The sequence below is a fragment of the Rhodococcus sp. NPDC060086 genome, assembly GCF_042730275.1.
Taxonomy (GTDB): domain Bacteria; phylum Actinomycetota; class Actinomycetes; order Mycobacteriales; family Mycobacteriaceae; genus Rhodococcus.
Window position 1 is genome coordinate 15,345 of sequence record NZ_JBHWWZ010000043.1, and the last position, 24,926, is coordinate 40,270.

Sequence of the window (24,926 nt, forward strand, 5' to 3'; positions counted from 1 at the left end):
CGAACCGTTTGCCACGACCCGGAAAGAGGCCACCTCACCATGACGAGCGCAGCCCAGGACCACGACCAGCAGGCGTTCCCGCCGAGCGCAGAGTTCGCCGCCACCGCCAACGCAGGTCCCGAGTTGCAGGCCGCCGCCGACGCCGATCGGCTGGCGTTCTGGGACACCCAAGCCCAGCGACTCGAGTGGGCCACCCCCTGGACACAGGTGCTCGACTGGTCCGATGCGCCCGTCTCGAAATGGTTCGTCGGGGGTTCCCTCAACGTCGCCTACAACTGCGTCGACCGGCACGTCGAAGCAGGCAACGGCGACCGCGTCGCGATCCACTTCGAGGGCGAACCCGGCGATACCCGCGCCCTGACCTACAACGACCTGCTCGCCGAGGTGTCGCAGGCTGCGAACACCTTCACCGAACTCGGTCTCGTCACCGGCGACCGCGTCGCGATCTACATGCCGATGATCCCCGAAGCCATCATCACCATGCTCGCCTGCGCCCGCCTCGGACTGACCCACTCCGTCGTCTTCGCCGGCTTCTCCGCCACCGCACTGCGTTCACGCATCGACGACGCCGAAGCCAAGCTTCTCGTCACCGTCGACGGCCAGTGGCGCCGCGGTCAGGCTGCCCCACTCAAGACCGCCGCCGACGAAGCCACCCAGGGGGCCGCCTCGATAGAACACGTGCTGGTGGTCAAGCGCACGGGCATCGACGTCGAATGGACCGACGGCCGCGACCTCTGGTGGCACGAGACGGTCGAGAAGGCCTCCCCCGAACACACTCCGGAGGCGTTCGACGCCGAGCACCCGCTGTTCATCCTCTACACCTCCGGCACCACCGGAAAGCCCAAGGGCATCGTCCACACCTCCGGCGGCTACCTGACGCAGGCGTCGTACACCCACCACTACGTGTTCGACCACAAGCCGGGCAAGGACGTCTACTGGTGCACCGCCGACATCGGCTGGGTCACCGGACACTCCTACATCGTGTACGGGCCGCTCTCGAACGGCGCCACCCAGGTCGTCTACGAAGGCACCCCCAACTCCCCGAACGAGCACCGGCACTTCGAGATCATCGAGAAGTACGGGGTGAGCATCTACTACACCGCCCCCACGTTGATCCGCACCTTCATGAAGTGGGGCCGCGAGATCCCCGACGCCCACGATCTGTCGTCGATCCGGCTGCTCGGCTCGGTCGGCGAGCCGATCAACCCCGAGGCGTGGCGCTGGTACCGCGAGGTCATCGGCGCAGGCAAGACCCCGATCGTCGACACCTGGTGGCAGACCGAAACCGGTGCGATCATGATCTCCCCGCTGCCCGGCGTCACCGCCACCAAGCCCGGCTCCGCGATGGCACCGCTTCCCGGTATCTCCGCGAAGATCGTCGACGACGAAGCCTCTCCGCTCGGCGCGGGAGGCAACGGCTACCTGGTTCTCGACGAGCCGTGGCCGGCGATGCTCCGCGGTATCTGGGGCGACCCGCTGCGCTACCGCGAAACCTACTGGTCCCGCTACGAGGACCAGGGCTGGTACTTCGCAGGCGACGGTGCCAAATACGACGAGGACGGCGCGCTCTGGGTTCTCGGCCGCGTCGACGACGTCATGAACGTCTCGGGGCACCGCATCTCCACGTCCGAAGTGGAATCCGCCCTGGTCAGCCACTCCGCTGTCGCGGAAGCCGCGGTTGTCGGAGCGGCCGACGACACCACCGGCCAGGGCATCGTCGCGTACGTGATCCTGCTCGAGCACGTCGAGAACACCGGCGATCAGCTCATCAAGGACCTGCGCGATCACGTCGCAGTCGAGATCTCCCCGATCGCGAAGCCGCGGCAGATCACCGTCGTGCCCGAGCTGCCCAAGACCCGCTCCGGCAAGATCATGCGACGCCTGCTCCGCGACGTCGCCGAAGGACGCGAACTCGGCGATACCTCGACCCTCGTCGACCCCGCGGTCTTCGACGCCATCCGCAAGAAGTAGCCCGCTCGACACGGTGCCCTCCCGGAATCGGTCTCCGGGAGGGCACCGTGTCGCCGGCGGCGGCGAACCTCCCGAAATCAGGAAAGCCGCCGTCCTAGCCATGTCACTCGTCGCTTCTGCACCACGATCAGCGCTACTGTTACGGCGTGGGCGAGCCCCACCGCAAGCAGAACGAACCAATCTGAAGGGGTCGACTAGTGAGCGTCACGAACGGGAACCGGCCGGAAGACGGGGCGCCGAGCAGTATCTCGGGCATTCCGCTGACGGAGGTACACGCTCCGACCGCGCGGGACGCGAGCATCGGCGAACTCGTCCGTGACGCGACCGCGCAGGTGTCCACGCTGTTCCGCGCCGAGGTCGAACTCGCGAAGTCGGAGGTCACCGGCGAGGTCAAGAAGGGTCTGCAGGGCAGCCTGTTCTTCATCCTTGCCCTCGCCGTTCTCGTCTTCAGCTCGTTCTTCTTTTTCTTCTTCCTCGCCGAACTGCTCGACGTGTGGATTGCCCGCTGGCTGGCATTCCTGATCGTCTTCCTGATCATGGTGGTCGTCACGGCGATATTCGCGCTCCTCGGTTATCTGCGGGTGCGCAAGTTGCGAGCGCCGAACAAGACCATCGATTCGCTCAAGCAGACGAAGACAGTACTGCCGATGTCCGGCGACAACGCCGACGCACACCGCCCGCAGCACGCGGCCCGCTGACGCAGCCCGAACGATCACCACATTGTCCGCACCCGATCCGTCCACGGTCCGTTACGACGGGCCGTGGACCCACCGCGATATCCACGCCAACGGCATCCGACTACACACGGTCGAAGCCCACGGCACCGAACCCGGCGCACCGCTGGTGGTATTCATTCACGGTTTCGGAGACCTGTGGTGGTCGTGGCGACACCAGCTCACCGCCTTCGCCGACGCCGGCCATCGCGCGGTCGCAATCGACCTGCGCGGCTACGGCGACACCGACAAGCCGCCCCGCGGCTACGACGGCTGGACCCTCGCCGACGACGTCGCCGGACTGATCCGGGCCCTGGGACACACCGAGGCTGTTCTCGTCGGCCATGCCGACGGCGGTCTCGTGTGCTGGTCCACCGCCGTTCTGTATCCGCAACTCGTCCGTGCAATCGCGGTCGTGGACTCCCCGCATCCGATTTCGCTCCGCGATGCTGCGATTCGCGACCACGCACAACGCAAGGCCCTGTTGCCCACCTTCCTGACCTATCAGCTCCCGTGGCGACCCGAACGACTCCTCGTGCGCGACGACGGCGCCGAGATCGAACGTCTCGTCCGCGTCCGCTCCGGCAGCGACTGGCAACGCAGCACGGACTTCGCAGATGTCATCGAGCGCCTGCGCTCGGCCGTGCAGGTTCCCGGAGTCGCGCACTGCAGTCTCGAATACCAGCGGTGGGCGTTCCGTAGTCAGTGGCGACCCGACGGACGCCGGTTCATGAAGATCATGGACGTCACCCTGACCCTTCCCGTCCTGCAGTTGCACGGGGCGCTCGATCCGTACGTGATGGCCGCGACCTTACGTCGATGTGCGCGACACGCGCCCGGTCGGATCTTGAAGTTCATCGACGGCGCAGGCCACTACCCGCACCAGGAGAAGCCCGACGATACGACGGCTGCCCTCCTCGATTTCACCCGCGCTCTCTAGATCGCATCAGACCCGGATCGAGTCACACGATGCACGCCCCGGTTCCGACGGCGGTGAACATCGAGTCGGCAACCGCGAGCTGACGGCTCACCTCGGATGCGGTGAGCGCGAAACCGGTATCGGCGTCGTCGACGGCTGCACCGAACACCATGCCCAGAATCCGCCCCTGCGGATCGACGAGCGGTCCGCCGGAGTTGCCCTGCTGGATCAGCCCGCGCAGCGTGTAGACCTCACGCTCGACGGTACCGCTGCGATAGATGTCGGGGCCCTGTAGATCCAGGGTCTCGCGGATACGGGCGGCACTGGCGGTGTACGGCCCACCACCCGGATACCCGAGGACGATGGCATCGTCGCCCGAGTCGGCCGGGGTGGGCGAGAACGCGAGCGGTGTCGCGGTCAGTCCCGGAACCGCGAGGATCGCCACATCCACACCCGGATCGAACAGTACGACCTCCGCATCGAGTGCACGTCCGTTGCTCTCGACGGTCACCGCCGCGGTCCCCGCGACCACATGCGCATTCGTCATGACACGTTCGGGCGACACCACGAAACCTGATCCTTCGAGCGCCTTCTGGCAGCTCGGGGCCACACCGTTGATGCGCAGCACGCTCGATTGCAACTGCGCCGGGATCTGTCCGTCGAGAAGGGTGCCGTCGGGAACGGCGACCTCGGCGATCGGTGTACGACCGAACGGCCCGATCACCTCGGGCAGTCCGGAGGTGTCGAGAAGCGCCGAGAATTCGTTGGGGATCGCCCGCATCCAGTCGGTCGCGAAATTGTCGACCGTGCCGAGAACACTCGAACCTCGTACCGCCGCGGAAACCTGTGTCTGAGCCGCGGAGGTCAGTGGGATGGCCAGCAACCACGCAGCGATGAGCACCGCGACGGATTGGAATCCGGCGCCGATCACGCTGTCGACTGTGCGAGCACTCGGACTGTGCATGCTGCTGCGCGCAGCCCGGCCGAGCACCATGCCTGCAACTTCCCCGACCACCACCAGCACGATGATCAACACGATCCCCACCAGGATCCGCAACCGTCCCTCTTCGACGTGGACCAGAACGTGCGGTGCGATGAGGATGCCTGCCACAGCACCCAGCAGGACGCCGAGGAAGGCCAGCGCCGACGCCACCGCTCCCTGCCGCAGGCCGGACGACGCCGCGATGATCACGACGAGGACGATGACCAGGTCGATCCAGTTCGATCCGGTCATGCGTCGATCACTCCCGATTCGAGTTCTGCCTGCACCACTGCCAGATCACGGATGTCCCGGTGATCCCATTCGATCTCCCACCCCGACACCTCGAACAGGCCGGCGAGAACACCCGCGGTGAACCCCCACACGAGCATGCCGTCGACCTGGAACGCCGGGCCGCGATACCCCATCTCGTGGGAGACCTGGAATCTGTTGTCGGGATCGAGCAGGTCGCGCAGAGGCACACGCACGACGCGAGCCGCCTCTGCAGGATCGACCACTCCGACCGGGCTCGGCTTCTCCCAATACGCAACGACGGGGGTCACATCGAACCCCGACGGGGGAATGAACAGTTCGGGCAGCACCGACAGCGGGCGCACCCCGTCCGGGTCGAGCCCGGTCTCCTCCCACGCCTCGCGCAAGGCGGTCGCGATGGGGCCGTCGTCCTCGAGGTCGGCAGCACCCCCGGGAAACGCAACCTGCCCGCTGTGCTGGCGCATGGTCGCGGCACGCTGGGTGAGCAACACATCGGCGTCGGCAGGCAGGCCACCGCGGGCAAGAGGGTCGGCCTCGGGCGATCCCCCGAACAGGACGAGCACCGACGCCTGGCGCGTGATCGTCCCGTGCGGAGCCGCGCGGGTCAGGATGGGGTTGAGTCCGTGCGGATCGGTGGGCATGCTCGTGGCCACACCCCGCAACCAATACGGCATCATGCGACAACCCCCAGATGTGTCTCGACAACCTCGGCCACCTCGTCGGCAGTGCGGAACGGTTGGGGCAGCACCTTGGCCACCGAACCGTCGGCGCGCAGGAGCACCGTGACGGGCAGTACCGGCGGCGCGGCCACCGCAGCCTGCACGCGACCCGAACCGTCCTGCACACCGGGTAGCCGGACGCCGTATCGAGCGAGCCGCTCGAGCGCATTCGCCTCATTGGGATCGGTGTGCACGGTCACCACCGACACCGCCTCACCCGCGCGGAGCGCGTACTCCTCGAGGACCGGAAGTTCTTCGGCACACGGAGCGCACCACCACGCCCAGAGGTTGACGACCGCGGGTCGTCCGGCAAGGCCGGCGGCGAGGTCGACGGAGCTACCGTCGCCGACGCACTCGAACACCGATCCGGCGAGTGGTCCCTCCGGAGCTGCCCCCGTCGGAGCCGGGCACGGCTGCAGGTCCGCGGCGGCACGCAACGGGGCGAGCGCCTGCGCGTCGTCCTGGGACCGACGGTCGACGGGTGCCGCGGACGTGCCCGGACCGGCGGTGTCGGCCGGGTCGGAGGTGTCGCTGCCGCGGGGCCAGATGGCGACGATCAACGCGATCACGACGATCAATGCTGCCAGGCTCCAACGGCCTGCACTCGAAGGACGCACCGTCACCTCCCGGCGAGCTCGAGCAGGTGCTCGGTCTCCGGTCCCTTCACGAGCCCAGCAGCGATCTGCGGATCGGTGGGCCCGATCCCGTAGGAGGGGCAGTCCTTCGCGAGCACGCACACTCCACATGCCGGCTTACGCGCGTGGCACACACGCCTCCCGTGGAAGATCACCCGGTGGGACAGCAAGGTCCATTCTTTGCGCTCGATCAACTCGCCGATCAGATGCTCGATCTTCACCGGGTCGGTTTCGTCCGTCCACTTCCACCGGTTCACGAGGCGCCCGAAGTGGGTGTCGACAGTGATTCCCGGCACATCGAAGGCATTGCCGAGGACCACGTTCGCCGTTTTGCGGCCGATCCCCGGGAGGGTCACGAGGTCTTTCATCCTGCGCGGAACCTCGCCGTCGAAACGCTCGAGCAACGCCTGGCCGAGGCCGATCAGCGAGTTGGTCTTGTTGCGGTAGAAACCGGTGGAACGGATGTACTCCTCGAGCTCGGCGCGGTCGGCTTCCGCATATGAGCGGGCGTCCGGGTAGCGGGCGAAGAGCGCGGGCGTGACCTGGTTGACGCGTACATCAGTGCACTGTGCGGACAGAATCGTTGCGACCGCCAGCTCGAGCGGGGTGGTGAAATCGAGTTCGCAATAGACGTGCGGGAAGGCCTCGGCGAGGCGCCGGTTCATTCGCCGTGCGCGCCGAACCAGGGCGAGGCGGGACTCCGGCCCCCGCACCCCACGTGGCCTGCGCGGGCTCCGTTCTACGGCGCGAACAGGACTCTCTTCGAGGCTCTCGGACGGGGTCGGCTGCACCTGACCCACTCTACGTAAGGCGTCGGACGCGAACCGGGGGGTCGTGTCTGTTCTGAGATCTTGCCCGTGTTTACTTCCCGTCATGCAAGCTCTTGCTGTCGTACTTCTCCCAGTGCTGCTCATGCTGTTTGCACTCGCCATGGAAAGGGTCGAATCCCGATTGAGTCGATTGTCCGTGCGCCAGCAGGAGGTCGAGGAGTTCCTCGATCAGGCGGATCACGACGACGTCGAGGCCCTTGCCCGCGAGGGATTCCCCGGTGCGTTGGCTCGGTTCAACCGCCGGCGGCGTCGCAGCGACACCACCGATTCCATCGACGCCCCGGATCTACTGGACGCGAGCCGCGCGAGCTGACGAAAGTACCGGCCGGTAGCCTTCCAGGGCGGCCTCCGACATATCCGGACGGAATCCGTGGTGTCGGTCACTCATACATGCGGCAGGCACAGTAGACTTGGCGTTCGTACGCCGGACTGGTGAACCTCGCCGGGATGCCTGGACGTGCACACCGCCAGTCGAAGAACAACAAGAATGATCCCAAAAGGAGCGCACGTGGACGACGTCCTGACCAGAGCAGGCATCTTCCAAGGAGTCGAGCCCTCTGCGGTTGCGGCGCTGATCAAGGAGCTGCAACCGGTCGATTTCCCACGCGGCCACGTCATCTTCAACGAGGGTGAACCGGGCGACCGCCTGTACATCATCGTCTCCGGCAAGATCAAGATCGGACGGCGCTCGCCCGACGGTCGCGAGAATCTGCTGACGATCATGGGCCCCTCCGACATGTTCGGTGAGCTGTCCATCTTCGATCCGGGCCCGCGCACCTCCACCGCCACCACCGTCACCGAGGTGCGTGCGGTGAGCATGGACCGCGAAGCACTCAAGGCGTGGATCGACCAGCGACCCGAGATCGCGGAGCAACTGCTGCGCGTGCTCGCCCGTCGTCTGCGTCGCACCAACAACAGCCTCGCCGACCTGATCTTCACCGATGTTCCCGGTCGTGTCGCCAAGGCGCTGCTCCAGCTCGCGCAACGTTTCGGCACGCAGGAAGCAGGCGCGCTCCGCGTGACCCACGACCTGACGCAGGAAGAGATCGCCCAGCTCGTCGGCGCATCCCGCGAGACCGTCAACAAGGCGCTCGCCGACTTCGCGCACCGCGGCTGGCTGCGGCTCGAAGGTAAGAGCGTGCTGATCTCGGATTCCGAGCGTCTGGCGCGTCGCGCCCGCTAGCGGCAGCTCCGAAAATACTGCATACGAGTGAGGCCTGGACACCATCGAGTGTCCAGGCCTCACTTGTTCGTTCTCGCCCGGCGGGTCTATCCGCGCAGATATGCCAGCTGCACATTCACCGACTTCTCTGCGGCACCCCACAGAGACTCGTCGACGTCGGCATACACGTGTTCGACAATCTTCCGGGCCGACGCGTCGTGGCCGAGGTTACGCAATGCGTTCCGCACCTGATCCAGCCGGTCCTCCCGGTGCGCGAGGTACCCGCGAGCGATCGTCTCGAGGTCGGGCAGTTCCGCACCGTGCCCGGGCAACACCGTGTACCCCGAGCCGAGTTCTATGTACGACCGCAACGACCCCAGATAGTCACCGAGGTCACCGTCGGCGTCGTCGAGCACGGTGGTTCCTCGCCCGAGGATCGTGTCGGCGGTGAGGACACTGCGGTCGTCCTCGAGAACGAACGACAGGGAATCCGCCGTGTGCCCCGGCGTGGCGAGGACCCGGACGTGCAGTCCCGCAGCCTCGACGACGTCGCCGTCGGACAGCCCGCTACCACCACCGTGCCGATGTTCGGGTGTCACGGCATGAACCGGGCTTCCGGTGAGCGCGGCGAAACGCTCACCACCTTCGGTGTGGTCGAAGTGTCGGTGGCTGATGAGCGTCATCGCGACCGGGACCTGCGCGACACGCGCGAGGTGGTCCTCGTCGAGCGGCCCCGGATCGATCACGATGCACTCGTCGCTGCCCGGCGCGCGCAGGATCCACGTGTTGGTGCCCTCGAGGGACATCACCGACGGATTCTCGGCGAGCACCACCGCCGCGTTCTCGGTCACCTGCCGCAGCCGACCGTAGACAGGATGAACGAGTGCCATGATCAGCGCACCTCGACCATCAGCTCCACCTCGACGGACGCACCGAGCGGAAGTTCAGCGACACCGACGGCCGACCTCGCGTGAGCACCGGCCTCGCCGAAGATCTCACCCAGCAGTTCCGAGGCTCCGTTGACGACACCGGGTTGTCCGGTGAAACCGTCGGCCGACGCCACGAATCCGACGACCTTGACGATGCGCACCACGTTGTCGATACCTACCAGGGCGTCGACTGCGGCCAGAGCGTTGAGCGCCGAGATGCGGGCAGCGGCTTTCGCGTCCTCAGCGGACACGTCGGCGCCGACCTTGCCTGCGTAGTTCAGGACGCCGTCGACCATCGGAAGCTGCCCCGAGGTGTAGACGGTGTTCCCGCTGCGCACAGCAGGCACATATGCGGCGACGGGCTTCGCGACCGGCGGCAGGGTGATCCCGAGGCCGGTCAGACGTGCGGTCCAGGTTTCGGCCATGCGGTCAGCTCTTCGGTCGCTTGAGGTACGCGACGTGCTGTTCGCCGGTGGGTCCCTGCAGAACAGTCACCAGTTCCCACCCGTCGGAACCCCACGTGTCGAGGATCTGCTTGGTTGCGTGCGTGAGCAGGGGCACGGTTGCGTACTCCCACGTAGTCAATTCACTCATGACCTGACCCTATCCGGCGCCTTTCTCCCTTGACGACTTATAGGCTCGTCACCGTGGCGACACAGACATCTCATTCCGGCACATGGCCGGCCAAGGCCGCGCGGGCACGACTGCACTTCGTGTCCGGTAAGGGTGGGACCGGGAAATCCACGGTCGCGGCGGCGATAGCACTTGCCCTCGCGTCGGGAGGCCGCAAGGTTCTGCTCGTCGAGACCGAGGGCAGGCAGGGGATCGCGCAGCTGTTCGACGTGGCGCCGCTACCTCCGGTGGAGACGAAGATCGCAACCGCCGAGGGAGGCGGAGTGGTCATGGCCCTCGCGATCGACATCGAGGCGGCGTTCCTGGAGTACCTCGACATGTTCTACAACCTCGGGTTCGCGGGACGCGCGATGCGCAAGATCGGTGCGATCGAGTTCGCGACGACGCTCGCCCCGGGACTCCGCGATGTCATCCTCACCGGAAAGATCAAGGAGACGGTGGTGCGCACCGACAAGTCCGGTGAGCGCCTCTACGACGCGATCGTGGTCGACGCCCCGCCCACCGGCCGGATCGGCAGCTTCCTCGATGTGACGAAGGCGATGGCCGACCTCTCGAAGTCGGGGCCGATCCGCTCGCAGAGCGAAGGTGTGGTGCGGTTGTTTCATTCCGACGAGACCGTCGTGCATCTGGTGACACTGCTCGAGGCGCTGCCCGTGCAGGAGACATCCGACGCGGTCGACGAACTCGAGGCAGCCGACCTTCGGATGGGCACGGTGATCGTCAACAGGACCGAGCCCGAGCATCTGCCGGACGCACTCGTCGACGACGTCGCCGACGGCCGTATCCCCGGCGCATCCATCCGGGCCGCGTTCGAGCGGGTCGGGCTGACGCTGTCGGACGACGATTTCGCCGGTGTGCTCACGGAGACCATCGAGCATGCCTCGGTATTGCAGGCGCAGCAGGTCAGCGCTGCCCAACTCGACGATGTGAAGGTGGCCCGGATGTCTCTACCGCTGCTTGCGGACGGGGTCGACCTCGGTGGGCTCTACGAGCTTGCCGAGCTTCTTGCCGAGCAGGGCGTCCGATGACCGAGCGGACGGTGCGCACGGCACCGGTGCTCGATGTCGCGAAGATCCTCCACGATCCGACGTCGCGGGTGATCGTGTGTTGTGGGTCCGGGGGTGTCGGTAAGACGACGACGGCGGCGTCGCTCGCGCTGCGTGCGGCAGAACAGGGCCGCAGGGTCGTGGTGCTCACGATCGATCCGGCGAGGCGGCTGGCCCAGGCACTCGGTGTGCAGACCCTCGACAACTCGCCGCAGAAAGTGCCGCTCGAGTCCGGTACGACGGGCGAGCTGCACGCGATGATGCTGAACATGCGCCGCACCTTCGACGACATGGTCGTCGAACACTCGGCACCGGAGAAAGCGCAGCAGATCCTCGACAACCCCTTCTATCAGACGGTGGCGTCGTCGTTCTCCGGTACGCAGGAGTACATGGCGATGGAGAAGCTCGGTCAGCTCGCCGCGAGCAAGGAATGGGATCTGATCGTCGTCGATACCCCGCCGTCGCGGAACGCCCTCGACTTCCTCGACGCACCGCAGCGCCTCGGCGCCTTCCTCGACGGCCGGATGATTCGTATCTTCACTGCCCCCGGCCGCGGACTCGGGCGGATCGTGACGGGTGCGATGGGGTTGGCGTTGAAGGCGGTGTCGACAATCGTGGGCAGTCAGATGCTCTCGGATGCGTCCGCGTTCGTGCAGTCGCTGGATTCGATGTTCGGCGGGTTCCGTGACCGCGCCAACCGTACGTATCAGCTCCTGCAGCAGCCCGGCACGCACTTCATGGTGGTTGCAGCGCCGGAACCGGATGCCCTGCGGGAGGCGTCGTTCTTCGTCGAACGACTGAGCTCCGACAAGATGCCGCTCGCGGGCCTCGTGCTCAACCGGACGCATCCGACGTTGTCGTCGCTGCCGGCCGATCACGCGTTGACCTCGGCCGACCTCCTCGCGGACGAGGGTGGGGAGGACGCACCCGCCGCAGAGGCCGTGCTCCGCATCCACGCGCATCGTGCGGTGACGGCGAAGCGAGAGGTTCATCTGCTGCGAGGATTCACCGCGGCGAATCCTCGTGTGCCGGTCGTCGGTGTGCCGTCGTTGCCCTTCGAGGTCTCGGACCTCGAAGCGCTTCGGGCGGTGGGCGACCAGTTGACCCGTCAGGCCTGATCGTTCCGGGTTGCACGCACGACCTTCCCCGTCGTGCGTGCTCCGGCGTCGTCACAGGCAGCAATCTCACCGAATCGCAGTCACACCGCGTTCTGGTGCTGACGCTGCGCCTCGAAGAAGTCCGACCAGGAGTCCACTTCCGGATGCTGTTTGAGAAGCGCACGACGCTGTCGTTCGGTCATCCCTCCCCACACTCCGAACTCGACTCGGTTGTCGAGTGCGTCTGCGCCGCACTGCAGCATCACGGGGCAGTGACGGCAGATCACCGCCGCCTTCCGCTGTGCCGCGCCTCGGACGAACAACTGATCGGGGTCTACCTCGCGGCATCGAGCCTTCGAAACCCAGGCGATGCGTGCTTCTTCTTCGTCGACGTCGAGCCTGGTCGTGGGGGTGGTCAGGTGCATTCAGTTCCCCTTATCTTTCCGAACTCCGTTGTACGGAGTTCCCGAGGACGCACAATTTGCACTTAGCATGAAAAAACATGTGCGTCTTCATTGTCGAGGTGTTATCTGCATCACACTGCTGTCTCAATCTAGGTAAACTGATGCCCGCGCGCAAGGCGAACGAAACCTTTTCTGGTACGCCCGTGCATAGCTGCACGTCGGACGGCGTTTCACCTCCCTGGAATCAGCGACCCCCACGAACGGCACGTAGGGTGTACCCGTGTCGATCCGAAGTACTGTGGCGAAACTTGCCGGTTGCACGGCCCTCGGCGGTGTCCTCGTGGCCGGAATGCTCTTCCCGGCAGCAGGCGGATTCGGTTACGTATCGAATCGCGCCGCAGACACCGTGGACAACAGCTCCGCAGAACTCGTCGAAGGGATCGTTCCCGCCGTCACGACGATGGTCGACTCCGCAGGCGACCCGATCGCGTGGCTGTACGACCAGCGTCGCTTCGAGGTACCCAGCGACCAGATCTCCAACGAGATGAAACTCGCGATCGTCTCGATCGAGGACAAGCGATTCCCCGAGCACCAGGGCGTGGACTGGCAGGGCACCATCCGTGCCTTCCTCACCAACACCAGTAGCGGTCAGGTCGAACAGGGCGCGTCGACGATCGACCAGCAGTACGTGAAGAACTACCTGCTGCACGTCGTGGCGAAGACCGATGCGGAACGCCGCGCGGCGATCGAGACCACCCCGGCTCGCAAGATCCGTGAGATCCGGATGGCACTGACCCTCGACGAAGAACTGTCCAAGGACGAGATCCTCACCCGCTACCTGAACCTGGTGCCGTTCGGCAACGGCTCGTTCGGTATCCAGGACGCCGCCCAGACCTACTTCGGGATCGACGCCGAAGACCTGAACGTCACCCAGTCCGCGATGCTCGCGGGCATGGTGCAGTCGAGCTCCGCCCTCAACCCGTACACGAACGAAGAGGGCGTGACGAAGCGCCGCAACATCGTGCTCGACACGATGATCGAGAACATTCCCGAGCGGGCCGCCGAGATCCGTGCGGCAAAAGCCGAACCGCTCGGCGTCCTCCCCGAGCCGAACACCCTGCCGCGAGGCTGCATCGAAGCGGGCGATCGCGGATTCTTCTGCGAGTACGCACTCCAGTACCTTGCGAACTCGGGTCTGTCCCGGGAGCAGATCGACAAGGGCGGCTACCTCATCCGCACCACACTCGATCCGGAAGTGCAGAATTCGACCAAGTCCGCGCTCGATCAGTACACAAGTCCGACCGTCGAGGATGTCGCAACGGTGATGAACGTGGTCGAGCCCGGCCAGGACGCCCATCGCGTCCTCGCCATGGGATCAAGCCGCACCTACGGACTCGACGGTGACGCGCAGGAAACGGTGCAGCCACAGCCTTATTCACTCGCCGGACACGGTGCAGGATCCGTTTTCAAGATCTTCACGGTCGCCGCAGCGATGGAGCAGGGGCTCGGTACCAGCGCTGTCCTCGACGTGCCTTCGCGCTACAACGCACAGGGTCTCGGCGACGGCGGCGCGCGAGGATGCCCCGCCGGCTACTACTGCGTCGAGAATGCCGCACCGTATCCGCAGTCGCTGACGGTGACCGACGCACTCGCCCAGTCCCCGAACACCGCATTCGTGAAGCTGATCGAGGCGACCGGCGTCGACTCCGTCGTCGACATGTCCGTCCGCCTCGGCATGCGTTCGTACTCACAGCCCAATACGTCGGGTTTCGGCGAGCAGTCGATGGCCGACATGCAGAAGGATCAGCACCTGGGCTCGTACACACTCGGCCCCACCTGGATCAACAACCTCGAATTGTCGAACGTGGCGGCCACCCTCGCCTCGCACGGCAAGTGGTGCCCCCCGACTCCGATCGAGGGCGTCTTCGATCGTGAGGGCAAGTCCGTGCCGATCACCCAACAGGCCTGCGAGCAGGTCATCGAACCAGGCCTGGCCGACACTCTCGCCAATGCGATGAGCAAGGACACCGCCGGAGGCGGTACCGCATCCGGCGCTGCAGGCAACACCGGATGGAACCTGCCGGTGGCCGCGAAGACCGGGACCACCGAGTCGCACATGTCGTCCGCGTTCCTGGGCTTCACCAACCGGTACGCCGGGTCCGTCTACACCTACGGCGACTCCCCCACCCCCGGCCAGATCTGCGCCAACCCGGTCCGGCCCTGCTACGACGGCAACCTGTTCGGCGGCACCGCCCCCGCGCACACCTGGTTCACCGCGATGACTCCGGTCGCCACGAAGTTCGGCGCCGTAGAGCTTCCGCCCGCCGACCCGCGTTACGTCCGCGGCGCAGGCAATGCTCAGGTCCCCGACGTCACCGGCCTGTCCAAGGACCGGGCCGTGCAGCGACTGCGAGACGCCGGGTTCTCGGTGTCCGAGTCCACGACCAAGGGCGAGGAGCGGGCAGGCACGGTCACCGGAAGTTCGCCCGCCGGCTCCGCAGTGCCCGGCTCGACGGTCACGATCTTCATCAGTGACGGTTCGGTGCGGGTGGCACCCACCACAAGCGCGACACCCGCACGGCCGAGCGGCAGCGAAGTTCCCGACACCACCGTGCCTGCGGCTCCCGCCCCCGTCCCCAACCGACAAGAACCGGCGCAGACCGAGTCGGCGCCGCCGGACGAAAGCGAATCGGAGAGCCCGGCAGCCACGACGACACCGTCGCAGCCGGACAACTGACGCTAGAGGCGTGACCGCACCGCCGCGGACAGGCGCTTTCCGTCTGCCTTTCCTCCGGCGATCGCGGTCGCGACCTTCATGACCTGGCCCATGTTCTTCGGGCCGGGACGCGCACCGAGCTCATCGGCGACCCTTCCGATGGCCGTGTCGACCACATCGACGAGTTCCGCGTCGGTCAGCGGCATCGGCAGGTACTCGTCGATGATGCGGGCCTCGGCGTGTTCCTTGGCTGCAAGTTCACCGCGGCCGTTCTCGGTGTAGACCTCGGCGGCCTCGCCGCGCTTCTTGGCCTCCCGCGACAGAACCTTGATGACCTCGTCGTCGGAGAGTTCGCGTGCTTCCTTCCCCGCGACCTCCTCGGTCTGGATCGCGGCGAGCAACATCCGCAACGTCGCCAAACGCAGTTGGTCCTTGGCCTTCATCGCGGCAGTCATGTCTGCGCGCAAGGCGGATTTGAGTGAAGAAGCTGTATCGGTCATGCCCGGAACGCTACGCCGGGAGCACCGAAGCACGTGCGCAGACGTGCAGCGGCGGTACGCTGAAGAAGTGCCTGACCTTTCTCCCCTCACACGTGTCGCCGCGGGTACCGCAGGAGCTGCCGTCCTCGGTCTCGGTTACGCCACGCTGATCGAACGCAACGCCTTCACCCTCCGGGAGGTCACCGTCCCGGTCCTCGCGCCGGGTGCATCGACTCTCCGCGTGCTGCACATCAGCGACCTGCACATGATGCCGGGGCAGAAACGTAAACAGAACTGGCTCAGAGAACTGGACCGGCTCGAACCCGATCTGGTGATCAACACGGGCGACAACCTGTCGCATCCGAAAGCGGTTCCCGCGGTGGTCCAGTCGCTCAGTGGCCTGTTGGCGCGGCCGGGCCTCTTCGTCTTCGGCAGCAACGATTACTTCGCGCCGGTGCTGAAGAACCCCCTCGCCTACTTCGACAAGGACCACGACCGCGTGTACGGGCCTCCGCTCCCCTGGGGCGACCTGCGCGCAGCATTCAACGAACGCGGCTGGCAGGACATGACGCACATCCGGCGCGACGTCGAGGTCGGCGGTGTGCGCATCTCGGTGGCCGGCGTCGACGACCCGCACCTCGAACGCGATCGTTACGAGACCATCGCCGGGGCAGCCGACAAGTCCGCAGATCTTCGTCTGGGCCTGTCCCACTCCCCCGAGCCGCGAGTGCTGGACCGTTTCGCCGACGACGGATACGACCTGGTACTCGCCGGACACACCCACGGTGGTCAGCTCTGCCTGCCGTTCTTCGGTGCCCTGGTGACCAACTGCGGCATCGATCGGTCGAGGGTGAAGGGTCCCTCCCGGTGGGGCGCACGGATGCGGCTGCACGTGTCGGCAGGAATGGGAACGTCGCCGTTCGCCCCGGCACGCTTCTGCTGCCGTCCGGAAGCCACCCTTCTGACCTTGGTTCCGGCGCCGCACGAGGAAACACGGAACTCTACGGGCAGCGCGGCGGAAAGCGCGGGGTCTCGTCGCTGACCATCGGGAACCTTGTCACTGACCATCGGGAGTCTTGTCACTGACCAGCCGATTTAACCTTCACACGGGTGGTGTTGTAAGCTGACCGAGGTTCATCACGGGGTGTGGCGCAGCTTGGTAGCGCGCTTCGTTCGGGACGAAGAGGTCGTGGGTTCGAATCCCGCCACCCCGACTCGTGAGTGAGCAGATCAGGGCATATTCTCCGGCCGGAGAGTATGCCCTGATTGCATTTGCCGAACTTTCCTCCTGTCGTACAGGGCTTCCCCACGAACACGACCGACGGAAACCCGTGTATCGGGAGGAAACTCTCCGTGGGCCAATGTTCACGGATGGGTCGACGTCACGCCCCGACGTACTCCGCGAGGTGTTCACCGGTGAGCGTCGACCGCGCGGCGACGAGATCCGACGGCGTCCCCTCGAAGACGATGCCGCCGCCATCGTGGCCCGCACCGGGACCGAGGTCGATGATCCAGTCGGCGTGCGCCATGACGGCCTGATGATGCTCGATGACGATGACGGATTTTCCGGAGTCGACGAGCCGGTCGAGGAGGCCGAGCAGGTTCTCGACGTCGGCGAGGTGGAGGCCGGTGGTGGGCTCGTCCAGGATGTAGATCTCGCCCTTCTCCCCCATGTGGGTGGCCAGCTTCAGGCGCTGCCGTTCGCCACCGGAGAGCGTGGTCAGCGGCTGCCCGACCTTGATGTAGCCGAGCCCTACGTCCACCAGGCGATCCAGGATCTTGTGGGCTGCCGGGATCTTCGCGTCGGTGGATCCGAAGAAGCCTTCGGCCTCGGCAACCGACATCTGCAGGATGTCGCTGATGTCCTTGCCGCCGAACGTGTACTCGAGCACCTCGGCGAGGAACCGCTTTCCATCGCACACCTCGCAGGGTGTCGCGACTCCGGCCATCATCGCGAGGTCTGAGTAGACGACGCCCGCGCCGTTGCAGTTGGGGCACGCTCCTTCCGAATTGGCACTGAACAGGGCCGGTTTGACGCCGTTGGCTTTCGCGAAGGCCTTGCGGATCGGGTCGAGCATGCCCGTGTACGTGGCGGGGTTGCTGCGCCGCGACCCCTTGATCGCTCCTTGGTCGATGGTGACCACACCGTCGCGACCGGACACCGAACCGCCGATCAGAGAACTTTTCCCCGACCCCGCGACACCGGTCAGCACCACCAGCACACCGAGGGGAATGTCGACGTCGACGTCTCGGAGGTTGTTGGTGTCGGCGCCGCGCACTTCGAGTGCACCGGTTCCCTTGCGCACCGACGATTTCAGCGACGCACGATCGTCGAGATGTTTCCCGGTGAGGGTGTCGCTCTTCCGTAGACCGTCGAAGGGGCCCTCGAACATCACCTTGCCGCCCTCGCTACCTGCGCGGGGGCCGAGATCGACGACATGATCGGCGATTGCCATGACTTCGGGCTTGTGTTCGACGACGAGCACTGTGTTGCCCTTGTCGCGTAGTTGCAGCAGGAGGTCGTTCATTCGCGCGATGTCGTGCGGATGCAGCCCGATGGTCGGCTCGTCGAAGACGTAGGTGATGTCGGTCAGGGACGACCCGAGATGACGGATCAGCTTGGTTCGCTGTGCTTCACCACCGGAGAGGGTGCCTGCAGGGCGTTCCAGCGACAGGTATCCCAGGCCGATGTCGACGAAGGAATCGAGGTTCTGCCGCAAATTGTCGATCAGAGGGCCCATTGACGGTTCGTCGAGATCTCGTACCCATTCGGCGAGGTCGCTGATCTGCATCGAACACACGTCAGCGATGCTGAGGCCCTTGATCTTCGACGACCGCGCATCCTCGGTGAGCCGTGTGCCGTCGCACTCGGGGCATATCGAGAAGGTGATCGCACGGTCCACGAATGCGCGGATATGCGACTGCATCGCCTCGCGGTCCTTGGACAGGAACGATTTCTGGATCTTGGGGATCAGGCCCTCGAAGGTCACGTTGACCCCTTCGACCTTGATCTTGGTGGGTTCCTTGTAGAGAAGATCGTTCAGTTGCTTCTTCGTGAATTTCGCGATCGGCTTGTCGGGATCGAAGAAGCCGCAGCCCCGGTAGATCCGCCCGTACCAGCCGTCCATGCTGTAGCCGGGGATCGTCAACGCACCCTCGTTGAGCGATTTGGTCTCGTCGTACAGCGCGGTCAGATCGAAGTCGGAGACCGATCCCCGGCCTTCACAGCGCAGGCACATTCCGCCGGTGATGCTGAAGGAGCGGCGTTCCTTCACCGTCCGGCCGCCTCGCTCCATCGACACCGCACCGGCACCGCTGATCGAGGCGACGTTGAACGAAAAGGCCTGGGGGGAACCGATATGCGGCTCGCCGAGCCGGCTGAACAGGATGCGCAGCATGGCGTTGGCGTCGGTTGCGGTGCCGACGGTGGAGCGCGGGTTGGCGCCCATACGTTCCTGGTCGACGAGGATCGCCGTCGTCAGTCCGTCGAGCACGTCCACATCGGGTCGGGCCATGCTCGGCATGAACCCCTGGACGAACGCACTGTAGGTCTCGTTGATCAGCCGCTGCGACTCCGCGGCGATCGTGCCGAACACCAGCGAACTCTTGCCCGATCCGGAAACCCCGGTGAACACCGTCAGCCGCCGCTTCGGGATCTCGATGCTGACGTCGCGGAGGTTGTTCACCCGCGCCCCGTGGACGAGGATCCTGTCGTGGCTGTCGGCAACATTCAGTTCGCGCGACTGGGTGTTCGTCCTGGCGGACGGCGCCATCGGTGTCTCCGTTTCTCTGTCCGGGTCCCCCACCCTGGAGGTCCGCTGCTGTTGACCTGTTCGACTGTGCCACGCGGCTATAGCAACGTCAGTCGGATCAACGGGTATTCACGATCGGACTTGCCCTGGTACTTCGCGATGCGCGACTGCTCGGCCGCCAGTCGCTGCCAGGCCTGCTCGCGTTCGGTGCCGCGAAGTTCCCGCGCTGTCGCGGATACGGGTTCGCGACCGGGAAGTTCCACCGACACTCTGTCCGGTTGCGCCATCAGATTGGCGTGCCAGTCCGGGTTCACACTGCCACCGCCCGACGCGACGACGAGCACTGCATCGTCGCCGTCGGGCAACCTCATCAACGGTGTTTCACGTGGTTGTCCGCTCCTGCGACCGATCGTGTGCAGGATCAACATGTCCATGCCCATCGATCGGCCCTTGCCGCGTCGGATCTTCTTCATCGTTCGCGCGTTCGCTGTCCGTTGGAGCCAACGTGAGAACGCCCCTGGCGTTCCGGGCGGCCGCGCTCGGTTCGTAGCTGCTTCGTCGTGCTGCGCCATCTCGACAACCTCCACTCGGAATCCCGAATATCTTTCGACTCAGCTGGTTTCGTTGATGCGGATCAGGTTTCCCGCGGGATCGCGGAAGGCGCAGTCGCGCACGCCGTAATCCTGATTCATGGGTTCCTGGAGGACCTCGGCGCCACCGGCCTCGAGGCGCGCGAAGAGCCCGTCGAGGTCGTCCGTCGCGAGGGTGAGTGCGCCGTAGTTGCCCTTCGCCATCAGCTCGAGGATCGTGTTCCGCTCGTCGTCGCTGATGGTGGGATCCGCCGCGGGCGGGTTCAGGACGATGGAGGTTTCCGGATGGCCGGGAGGACCGACGGTGATCCACCGCATGTTCTCGTAGCCGACGTCCTTGCGGACCTCGAATCCGAGGGTGTCGCGGTAGAACGCCAGGGACGCTTCCGGATCGGTGTGCGGGAGGAATGTGTAGTGAATGGTGATGTCCATGGCCGTAACGTTAATGACGGCCGAACACCTGCGCTTCTCGATTCCTGACCGGTCTCGTGATCTGTTTCGCGACACACGCCGGTATGCCTTCCGTTCCGTATACAGCCTTGTCCCTGTAGACACTCGGCGGCATGCCGACCAGTTCGGTGAATCGCGTGCTGAACGTCCCGAGCGATGAGCAGCCCACTTCGAAACACACATCGGTGACGCTGAGGTCACCGCGGCGCAGCAGAGTCATCGCGCGTTCGATTCGGCGGGTCATCAGGTACGAGTAGGGCGATTCGCCGTAGGCCCTCTTGAATCGGCGGCTCAGATGCCCTGCAGACATGCCTACCCCACGCGCGAGTGCGTCGACGTCGAGTGGTTGCGCATACTCACGATCCATGCGGTCGCGGACACGGCGTAACAGTGTGAGATCCCGGAGACGCTGCGCATCGCTGTTCGCCACGTGCGCGATCGTCCTCGGTCGCCGCGACGTTGTCCAGCGGTGAGCCGGGTATGCCCGGATCAACTCGATTGTCGCTCGACGAGCTCGACCGGGAGTCGTGCGGACTCCACCTCGCGCCCCTGTACGAGTTCGAGCAGGCTCCGCACGGCAGCGGCGCCGATACCGCGCGCGGGCGAGCGGACCGTCGTCAACGGGACGGGCAGTTGCTCGACGATGGGGATGTCGTTGTACCCCACGAGCGCAAGGTCGCCGGGAATGCTCAGCCCCAGATCTCGCGCGACCCCGAGGACACCGATTGCGATCGTGTCGCTGACCGCAAAGATCGCGCGCGGACGGTCCGGACGATCCAGCAGTACGCGAGCGGCCGCTACGCCTCCCGTCACATCGAAACCCGACCGCACGATCAGGTCGGGTCGCAACGGCACCGACGCACGGTCGAAGGTGTCGACGAAACCGGCACGGCGGTCTCGCGCCGTGCTCGCGTGCTCGGGACCGGCGATGATCGCGACCTCCGAATACCCGCGGTCGAGCAGATGCTGCGCAGCCAGTTGCCCACCGCGGTAGTCGTCGCCGACGACGAAGGGCAGCCCTGCGTCGGCATGCCTGGTGACGCACAGCAACGGCAACGGCCCGAGCGCAAGTGACTCGACGAATGGGCCGCCGGGGATATGAAGGCTACTGAGCAGCAGCCCGTCGACCTGCCTCCCGACGAGCAGCGAGATCGCCCGGCGCTGCGCGTCGAGGTCGTCGGGAGGACTCGAGAGCAGCACCGAGTATCCGGCGCGCTCCGCCGCTTCCTCGATGCCCTGGTAGGTGGTGGCGACGACGCCGTCGGTGAGCCTGGGCATCACGACACCGAGCGTGGTGGTCTTCCTGGTCCGCAGACTCGCCGCCCACAGGTTCGGCCGGTAGCCCAGTTCCTCCGCGACCTCGCGCACACGTAGCGCGGAGTCCGACCATCCGTCCACGGGCTCGGGTTGACGCAGCACCCGCGATGCGGTCGAGACGTGCACGCCGGCGCGCTCCGCGATCTCCTTGAGAGTCGGGGCGCGGTCGGGTCGGGCCATGAGGCTCTCCTGCTCTCCACATCGGTACGGGTTGACGACCCGCAGCACTCGCCCTAGCCTAAGTGATGCAAACGTTCTCGCAATCGTTCTTGCATACGATTGTACAAACGATTTTCCTCACCTCGGCCCCCGTCACCCAGGACCTCGGAGAACCCCATGTCGAACATTCAGTCCCTGACACAGCTCTTCGCCCTCGACTCGCTGCTCGAGCCGGAAGAGATCGCGATCCGCGACACCGTCCGCAAGGTCGGACACGACCGCATCCGGCCGCACATCGCGCAGTGGTTCGAAGACGCGAAACTCCCCGCCCGCGACCTCGCGAAGGAGCTGGGCACCCTCGGCGTCCTCGGCATGCACCTCGACGGCTACGGCTGCGCAGGCATGAGCGCAACCGCCTACGGGCTGGCCTGCCTCGAACTCGAGGCCGTCGACTCGGGCATCCGCAGCCTCGTCTCCGTGCAGGGCTCACTCGCGATGTTCTCCATCCACCACTGGGGCAGCGAGGAACAGAAGCAGGAATGGCTACCGCGGATGGCCGCCGGCGAGGCGATCGGCTGCTTCGGTCTCACCGAACCCGATTTCGGCTCCAACCCGGCCGGAATGCGCGCCAACGCCAAGCGCGACGGCGACGACTGGGTCCTCAACGGCACCAAGATGTGGATCACCAACGGGTCGATCGCCGACGTCGCCGTCGTGTGGGCCCAGACCGATCTCGACGAAGGACCGAAGGGCATCCGCGGCTTCGTCGTTCCCACCGACACCCCGGGATTCTCCGCACCGGAAATCCACGCCAAGATGTCGCTGCGCGCCTCGGTGACGTCCGAACTCGTCCTCGACGGAGTGCGGCTGCCGTCCTCCGCGATGCTGCCGCTCGCGAAGGGCCTGCGCGGCCCCCTCACCGCGCTCGGCGAAGCCCGCTTCGGCATCGCCTTCGGCGCGATCGGCGCTGCACGTGACTGCCTCGAGACCGCCATCGAATACGCACAGTCGCGGATCGTGTTCGACAAGCCACTCGCCTCCTTCCAGCTGACTCAGGCCAAGATCGCCGATATGGCCCTCGAGGTGGGCAAGGGTCACCTCCTCGCCTACAACCTCGGCCGGATCAAGGACCGCGGCGAGGTCACACCCGAGCAGATCAGCACCGGCAAGCTCAACAGCGTCCGCGAGGCCATTGCGATCGCGCGTGAATGCCGCACGATCCTCGGCGCCAACGGCATCACCCTCGAATACCCGGTCATCCGGCATGCCAACAACCTCGAATCGGTGCTGACCTACGAAGGCACCTCCGAAATGCACCAGCTGTCCATCGGCAAGGCCCTCACCGGAGAAGCTGCGTTCAGGTGAGCGCCACGCCGACCGGCGGCGCCCTCGACGGCCTGGTGATCGCCGACTTCGGCCGCGTCCTCGCCGGCCCGTACGCCACGATGATGCTCGCCGACCTCGGCGCCGAGGTGATCAAAGTCGAACGCCCGGGTACCGGGGACGACACCCGTAGCTGGGGTCCGCCGTGGGTCGGTGACGAATCGTCGTATTTCCTCGGAGTCAATCGGAACAAGAGATCGGTGGCTCTCGATCTGTCCTCGCGGGAAGGACTCGACGAGGCACGCCGCCTCGTCGAACGCGCCGACGTGGTGGTCGAGAATTTCCTGCCCGGCACCATGGACCGCCTCGGCCTCGGCTACGAGCAGGTACGCCAGATCAATCCCGACATCGTGTACTGCTCGATCACAGGATTCGGCAGGCACAACAACCTGCCCGGTTACGATCTGCTGATCCAAGCGGTCGGCGGCCTGATGAGCATCACCGGACCCGACGCAGGCACCCCCACCAAGGTAGGGGTCGCGGTCGTCGACGTCATCACCGGAATGCATGCGGCACTGGGTATTCTCGCCGCATTGCGGAACCGCGACCGAACCGGCGAGGGGCAGCGCGTCGAGGTCGATCTGCTGTCATCGCTCCTCTCTGCGCTCGCGAACCAGTCCTCCGGGTACGTGGCGGCGGGTGTCGTTCCCACCGCAATGGGAAACAGGCATCCGAGCATCGCGCCGTACGAGCTGTTCACCACCGCCGACCGTCCGCTGGTGCTGGCCGTGGGCAACGACCGCCAGTTCGCGTCGTTGTGCTCGGTGCTCGGTCTCGACGGATTCGCCTCCGATGAGCGCTACGCCACCAACGCGGCGCGCGTGGCCAACCGCGAGGTGCTCGTCAAGACGATCAACGACGCCCTGTCCACCGAGACCGCCGACACATGGTTCGAGGCTCTGACTGCGGAGAGGGTCCCGTGCGGCCCACTCAACGACGTTGCCGACGCGATCGCGCTGGCCGAAAGACTGGGTCTCGCACCGGTCGTCGAGATCGACGACCAACGACGCGAACAGCCGCTGCGACAGATCGCTAACCCGATCCGCCTCAGCGCCACACCCGCGACGTACCGGACCGCGCCGCCACGGCTCGGCGAAGCGTAGGCGCGCAGCGGACCTCACAAAACACCCGTTTCGCATCCGATGGCAGAGTGGATGGCGCACACGCACACCGACACGAAGGGCCACCATGGCGTTCTGGGATCAGCTCAAAGCGAAGACCACCGAACTGAGCGCGCAGCTCAAGACCAAGACCGATCAGTTCAAGAACAAAGAATTCGCGAACGCCAGCATGGCGATGTGCGCGCTGATCGCGGCCGCCGACGGCAGCATCGACCCCAGCGAACGACAGAAGACCGCGGCGCTGATCATGAGCAACGACCTCCTCTCGGTGTTCCCGAAGGACGAACTGCGAGAAAAGTTCGACTGGTACTGCAGCAAGCTGGAGTCCGATTTCGACTTCGGCAAGGTCGAGGCCACAGCCACGATCGCCAAGCTGAAGTCGAAGCAGGATCAGGCCCGTGCGGTCATCCAGATCGGCATCATCATCGGCGGCGCCGACGGACACTTCGACGACCACGAGAAGGCAGCGGTGCGCGGCGCGGCGCACGCGGTGGGAATCAACCCCGCAGAGTTCGACCTCTGATATCGGATCAACGACAGTGGAGCCGCGCACTCACTCGAGTGCGCGGCGCCACATATCGTCGTCCGTGTGGCCCATACCCACCCCGCAGGTCGGTAAGAGCAGTCTGTCGAGGAAACCGGTGCTGTA

General features: G+C 65.7%; 26 protein-coding genes and 1 tRNA gene. 13 read left to right on the forward strand and 14 right to left on the reverse strand.

All coding sequences use genetic code 11. The annotated features are described in order from the left end of the window. Positions 1-39 precede the first annotated feature (39 nt). From acs to ACFWB0_RS19940, 3 genes are all read left to right on the forward strand, one after another. Positions 40-1,971 (forward strand): acetate--CoA ligase, encoded by a 1,932-nt coding sequence (gene acs, locus ACFWB0_RS19930; protein WP_378492185.1) that lies wholly within the window; start codon positions 40-42, stop codon positions 1,969-1,971. Between the two features lie 197 nt (positions 1,972-2,168). Further along, positions 2,169-2,669, forward strand: a complete 501-nt coding sequence (locus ACFWB0_RS19935) for a phage holin family protein (protein WP_378492186.1) — start codon at positions 2,169-2,171, stop codon at positions 2,667-2,669. Between the two features lie 22 nt (positions 2,670-2,691). After that, complete coding sequence (locus ACFWB0_RS19940; protein ID WP_378492187.1) at positions 2,692-3,624, forward strand: alpha/beta fold hydrolase; 933 nt, start codon at positions 2,692-2,694, stop codon at positions 3,622-3,624. A 22-nt stretch (positions 3,625-3,646) separates the two neighbouring features. Here the strand turns inward: ACFWB0_RS19940 and ACFWB0_RS19945 are convergent, their stop codons facing one another. Genes ACFWB0_RS19945 through nth form a run of 4 tightly spaced genes read right to left on the reverse strand, consistent with a single transcriptional unit; the run spans position 3,647 to position 6,874 of the window. Next, a complete protein-coding gene (locus ACFWB0_RS19945) occupies positions 3,647-4,837 on the reverse strand; it encodes a MarP family serine protease (RefSeq protein ID WP_378492188.1) in 1,191 nt (396 codons plus the stop codon). After that, on the reverse strand, positions 4,834-5,532 hold the full coding sequence (locus ACFWB0_RS19950) for an NUDIX hydrolase (protein ID WP_378492189.1): 699 nt from the start codon (positions 5,530-5,532) through the stop codon (positions 4,834-4,836). The genes ACFWB0_RS19945 and ACFWB0_RS19950 overlap by 4 nt, the downstream gene beginning before the upstream one ends. Continuing rightward, on the reverse strand, positions 5,529-6,191 hold the full coding sequence (locus ACFWB0_RS19955) for a redoxin family protein (RefSeq protein ID WP_378492190.1): 663 nt from the start codon (positions 6,189-6,191) through the stop codon (positions 5,529-5,531). The genes ACFWB0_RS19950 and ACFWB0_RS19955 overlap by 4 nt, the downstream gene beginning before the upstream one ends. A 2-nt stretch (positions 6,192-6,193) precedes the next feature. Continuing rightward, the gene (gene nth / locus ACFWB0_RS19960) at positions 6,194-6,874 is read right to left on the reverse strand and encodes an endonuclease III (protein ID WP_378492208.1); all 681 of its coding nucleotides are present in this window, start codon (positions 6,872-6,874) and stop codon (positions 6,194-6,196) included. Positions 6,875-7,082: 208 nt separating this feature from the next. Between nth and ACFWB0_RS19965 the strand changes: the two genes are divergently transcribed. Both ACFWB0_RS19965 and ACFWB0_RS19970 read left to right on the forward strand, forming a co-directional pair. After that, positions 7,083-7,352 (forward strand): hypothetical protein, encoded by a 270-nt coding sequence (locus ACFWB0_RS19965; protein ID WP_378492191.1) that lies wholly within the window; start codon positions 7,083-7,085, stop codon positions 7,350-7,352. 195 nt (positions 7,353-7,547) lie between these two features. After that, complete coding sequence (locus ACFWB0_RS19970; RefSeq protein ID WP_378492192.1) at positions 7,548-8,222, forward strand: Crp/Fnr family transcriptional regulator; 675 nt, start codon at positions 7,548-7,550, stop codon at positions 8,220-8,222. An 86-nt stretch (positions 8,223-8,308) separates the two neighbouring features. Here ACFWB0_RS19970 and ACFWB0_RS19975 read toward each other — a convergent pair whose 3' ends face one another. The 3 genes from ACFWB0_RS19975 to ACFWB0_RS19985 are packed head-to-tail and all read right to left on the reverse strand — an operon-like array spanning position 8,309 to position 9,724. After that, on the reverse strand, positions 8,309-9,091 hold the full coding sequence (locus tag ACFWB0_RS19975; protein WP_378492193.1) for an MBL fold metallo-hydrolase: 783 nt from the start codon (positions 9,089-9,091) through the stop codon (positions 8,309-8,311). 2 nt (positions 9,092-9,093) lie between these two features. Further along, entirely contained in the window at positions 9,094-9,555 is a 462-nt protein-coding gene (locus tag ACFWB0_RS19980; protein ID WP_378492194.1) for a RidA family protein, read from the reverse strand. A 4-nt stretch (positions 9,556-9,559) separates the two neighbouring features. Continuing rightward, positions 9,560-9,724, reverse strand: coding sequence for a hypothetical protein (locus tag ACFWB0_RS19985; protein ID WP_132474880.1), 165 nt, complete (start codon positions 9,722-9,724; stop codon positions 9,560-9,562). A 53-nt stretch (positions 9,725-9,777) separates the two neighbouring features. Here ACFWB0_RS19985 and ACFWB0_RS19990 point away from each other — a divergent pair, with 53 nt between their 5' ends. After that, a complete protein-coding gene (locus ACFWB0_RS19990) occupies positions 9,778-10,791 on the forward strand; it encodes an ArsA-related P-loop ATPase (RefSeq protein ID WP_378492195.1) in 1,014 nt (337 codons plus the stop codon). Then, positions 10,788-11,927 (forward strand): ArsA family ATPase, encoded by a 1,140-nt coding sequence (locus tag ACFWB0_RS19995; RefSeq protein ID WP_378492196.1) that lies wholly within the window; start codon positions 10,788-10,790, stop codon positions 11,925-11,927. Before ACFWB0_RS19990 ends, ACFWB0_RS19995 begins: the two co-directional genes overlap by 4 nt. A gap of 80 nt (positions 11,928-12,007) precedes the next feature. Here the strand turns inward: ACFWB0_RS19995 and ACFWB0_RS20000 are convergent, their stop codons facing one another. Then, complete coding sequence (locus ACFWB0_RS20000) at positions 12,008-12,331, reverse strand: WhiB family transcriptional regulator (RefSeq protein ID WP_378492197.1); 324 nt, start codon at positions 12,329-12,331, stop codon at positions 12,008-12,010. A 277-nt stretch (positions 12,332-12,608) separates the two neighbouring features. Between ACFWB0_RS20000 and ACFWB0_RS20005 the strand changes: the two genes are divergently transcribed. After that, positions 12,609-15,047, forward strand: a complete 2,439-nt coding sequence (locus ACFWB0_RS20005) for a transglycosylase domain-containing protein (RefSeq protein WP_378492209.1) — start codon at positions 12,609-12,611, stop codon at positions 15,045-15,047. Between the two features lie 2 nt (positions 15,048-15,049). Here ACFWB0_RS20005 and ACFWB0_RS20010 read toward each other — a convergent pair whose 3' ends face one another. Beyond that, positions 15,050-15,526, reverse strand: a complete 477-nt coding sequence (locus ACFWB0_RS20010) for a GatB/YqeY domain-containing protein (protein ID WP_378492198.1) — start codon at positions 15,524-15,526, stop codon at positions 15,050-15,052. Positions 15,527-15,593: 67 nt separating this feature from the next. Here ACFWB0_RS20010 and ACFWB0_RS20015 point away from each other — a divergent pair, with 67 nt between their 5' ends. Together ACFWB0_RS20015 and ACFWB0_RS20020 are read left to right on the forward strand one after the other, a co-directional pair. Continuing rightward, a complete protein-coding gene (locus ACFWB0_RS20015) occupies positions 15,594-16,547 on the forward strand; it encodes a metallophosphoesterase (RefSeq protein ID WP_378492199.1) in 954 nt (317 codons plus the stop codon). 98 nt (positions 16,548-16,645) lie between these two features. Beyond that, positions 16,646-16,719: transfer RNA gene (locus ACFWB0_RS20020), tRNA-Pro, on the forward strand. Between the two features lie 168 nt (positions 16,720-16,887). Here the strand turns inward: ACFWB0_RS20020 and ACFWB0_RS20025 are convergent. The 5 genes from ACFWB0_RS20025 to ACFWB0_RS20045 all read right to left on the reverse strand — a co-directional run bounded on the left by ACFWB0_RS20025 (position 16,888) and on the right by ACFWB0_RS20045 (position 21,794). After that, positions 16,888-19,278 (reverse strand): ATP-binding cassette domain-containing protein, encoded by a 2,391-nt coding sequence (locus tag ACFWB0_RS20025; RefSeq protein ID WP_378492200.1) that lies wholly within the window; start codon positions 19,276-19,278, stop codon positions 16,888-16,890. Positions 19,279-19,355: 77 nt separating this feature from the next. Next, entirely contained in the window at positions 19,356-19,829 is a 474-nt protein-coding gene (locus ACFWB0_RS20030; RefSeq protein ID WP_378492201.1) for a nitroreductase family deazaflavin-dependent oxidoreductase, read from the reverse strand. 39 nt (positions 19,830-19,868) lie between these two features. Further along, positions 19,869-20,279: a VOC family protein gene (locus tag ACFWB0_RS20035; RefSeq protein ID WP_378492202.1), complete on the reverse strand. Its 411-nt coding sequence runs from the start codon at positions 20,277-20,279 to the stop codon at positions 19,869-19,871. A 10-nt stretch (positions 20,280-20,289) separates the two neighbouring features. Then, positions 20,290-20,664 carry a helix-turn-helix transcriptional regulator gene (locus ACFWB0_RS20040; RefSeq protein ID WP_378492210.1) on the reverse strand — a complete coding sequence of 125 codons (375 nt, stop codon included), beginning with the start codon at positions 20,662-20,664 and terminating at the stop codon, positions 20,290-20,292. 122 nt (positions 20,665-20,786) lie between these two features. Then, a complete protein-coding gene (locus ACFWB0_RS20045) occupies positions 20,787-21,794 on the reverse strand; it encodes a LacI family DNA-binding transcriptional regulator (RefSeq protein ID WP_378492203.1) in 1,008 nt (335 codons plus the stop codon). Between the two features lie 156 nt (positions 21,795-21,950). Between ACFWB0_RS20045 and ACFWB0_RS20050 the strand changes: the two genes are divergently transcribed. From ACFWB0_RS20050 to ACFWB0_RS20060, 3 genes are all read left to right on the forward strand, one after another. Continuing rightward, positions 21,951-23,138: an acyl-CoA dehydrogenase family protein gene (locus tag ACFWB0_RS20050; protein ID WP_378492204.1), complete on the forward strand. Its 1,188-nt coding sequence runs from the start codon at positions 21,951-21,953 to the stop codon at positions 23,136-23,138. After that, positions 23,135-24,259, forward strand: a complete 1,125-nt coding sequence (locus tag ACFWB0_RS20055) for a CaiB/BaiF CoA transferase family protein (RefSeq protein WP_378492205.1) — start codon at positions 23,135-23,137, stop codon at positions 24,257-24,259. The genes ACFWB0_RS20050 and ACFWB0_RS20055 overlap by 4 nt, the downstream gene beginning before the upstream one ends. A gap of 85 nt (positions 24,260-24,344) precedes the next feature. After that, positions 24,345-24,800 (forward strand): tellurite resistance TerB family protein, encoded by a 456-nt coding sequence (locus ACFWB0_RS20060; protein ID WP_132474895.1) that lies wholly within the window; start codon positions 24,345-24,347, stop codon positions 24,798-24,800. Positions 24,801-24,926 lie beyond the last annotated feature (126 nt).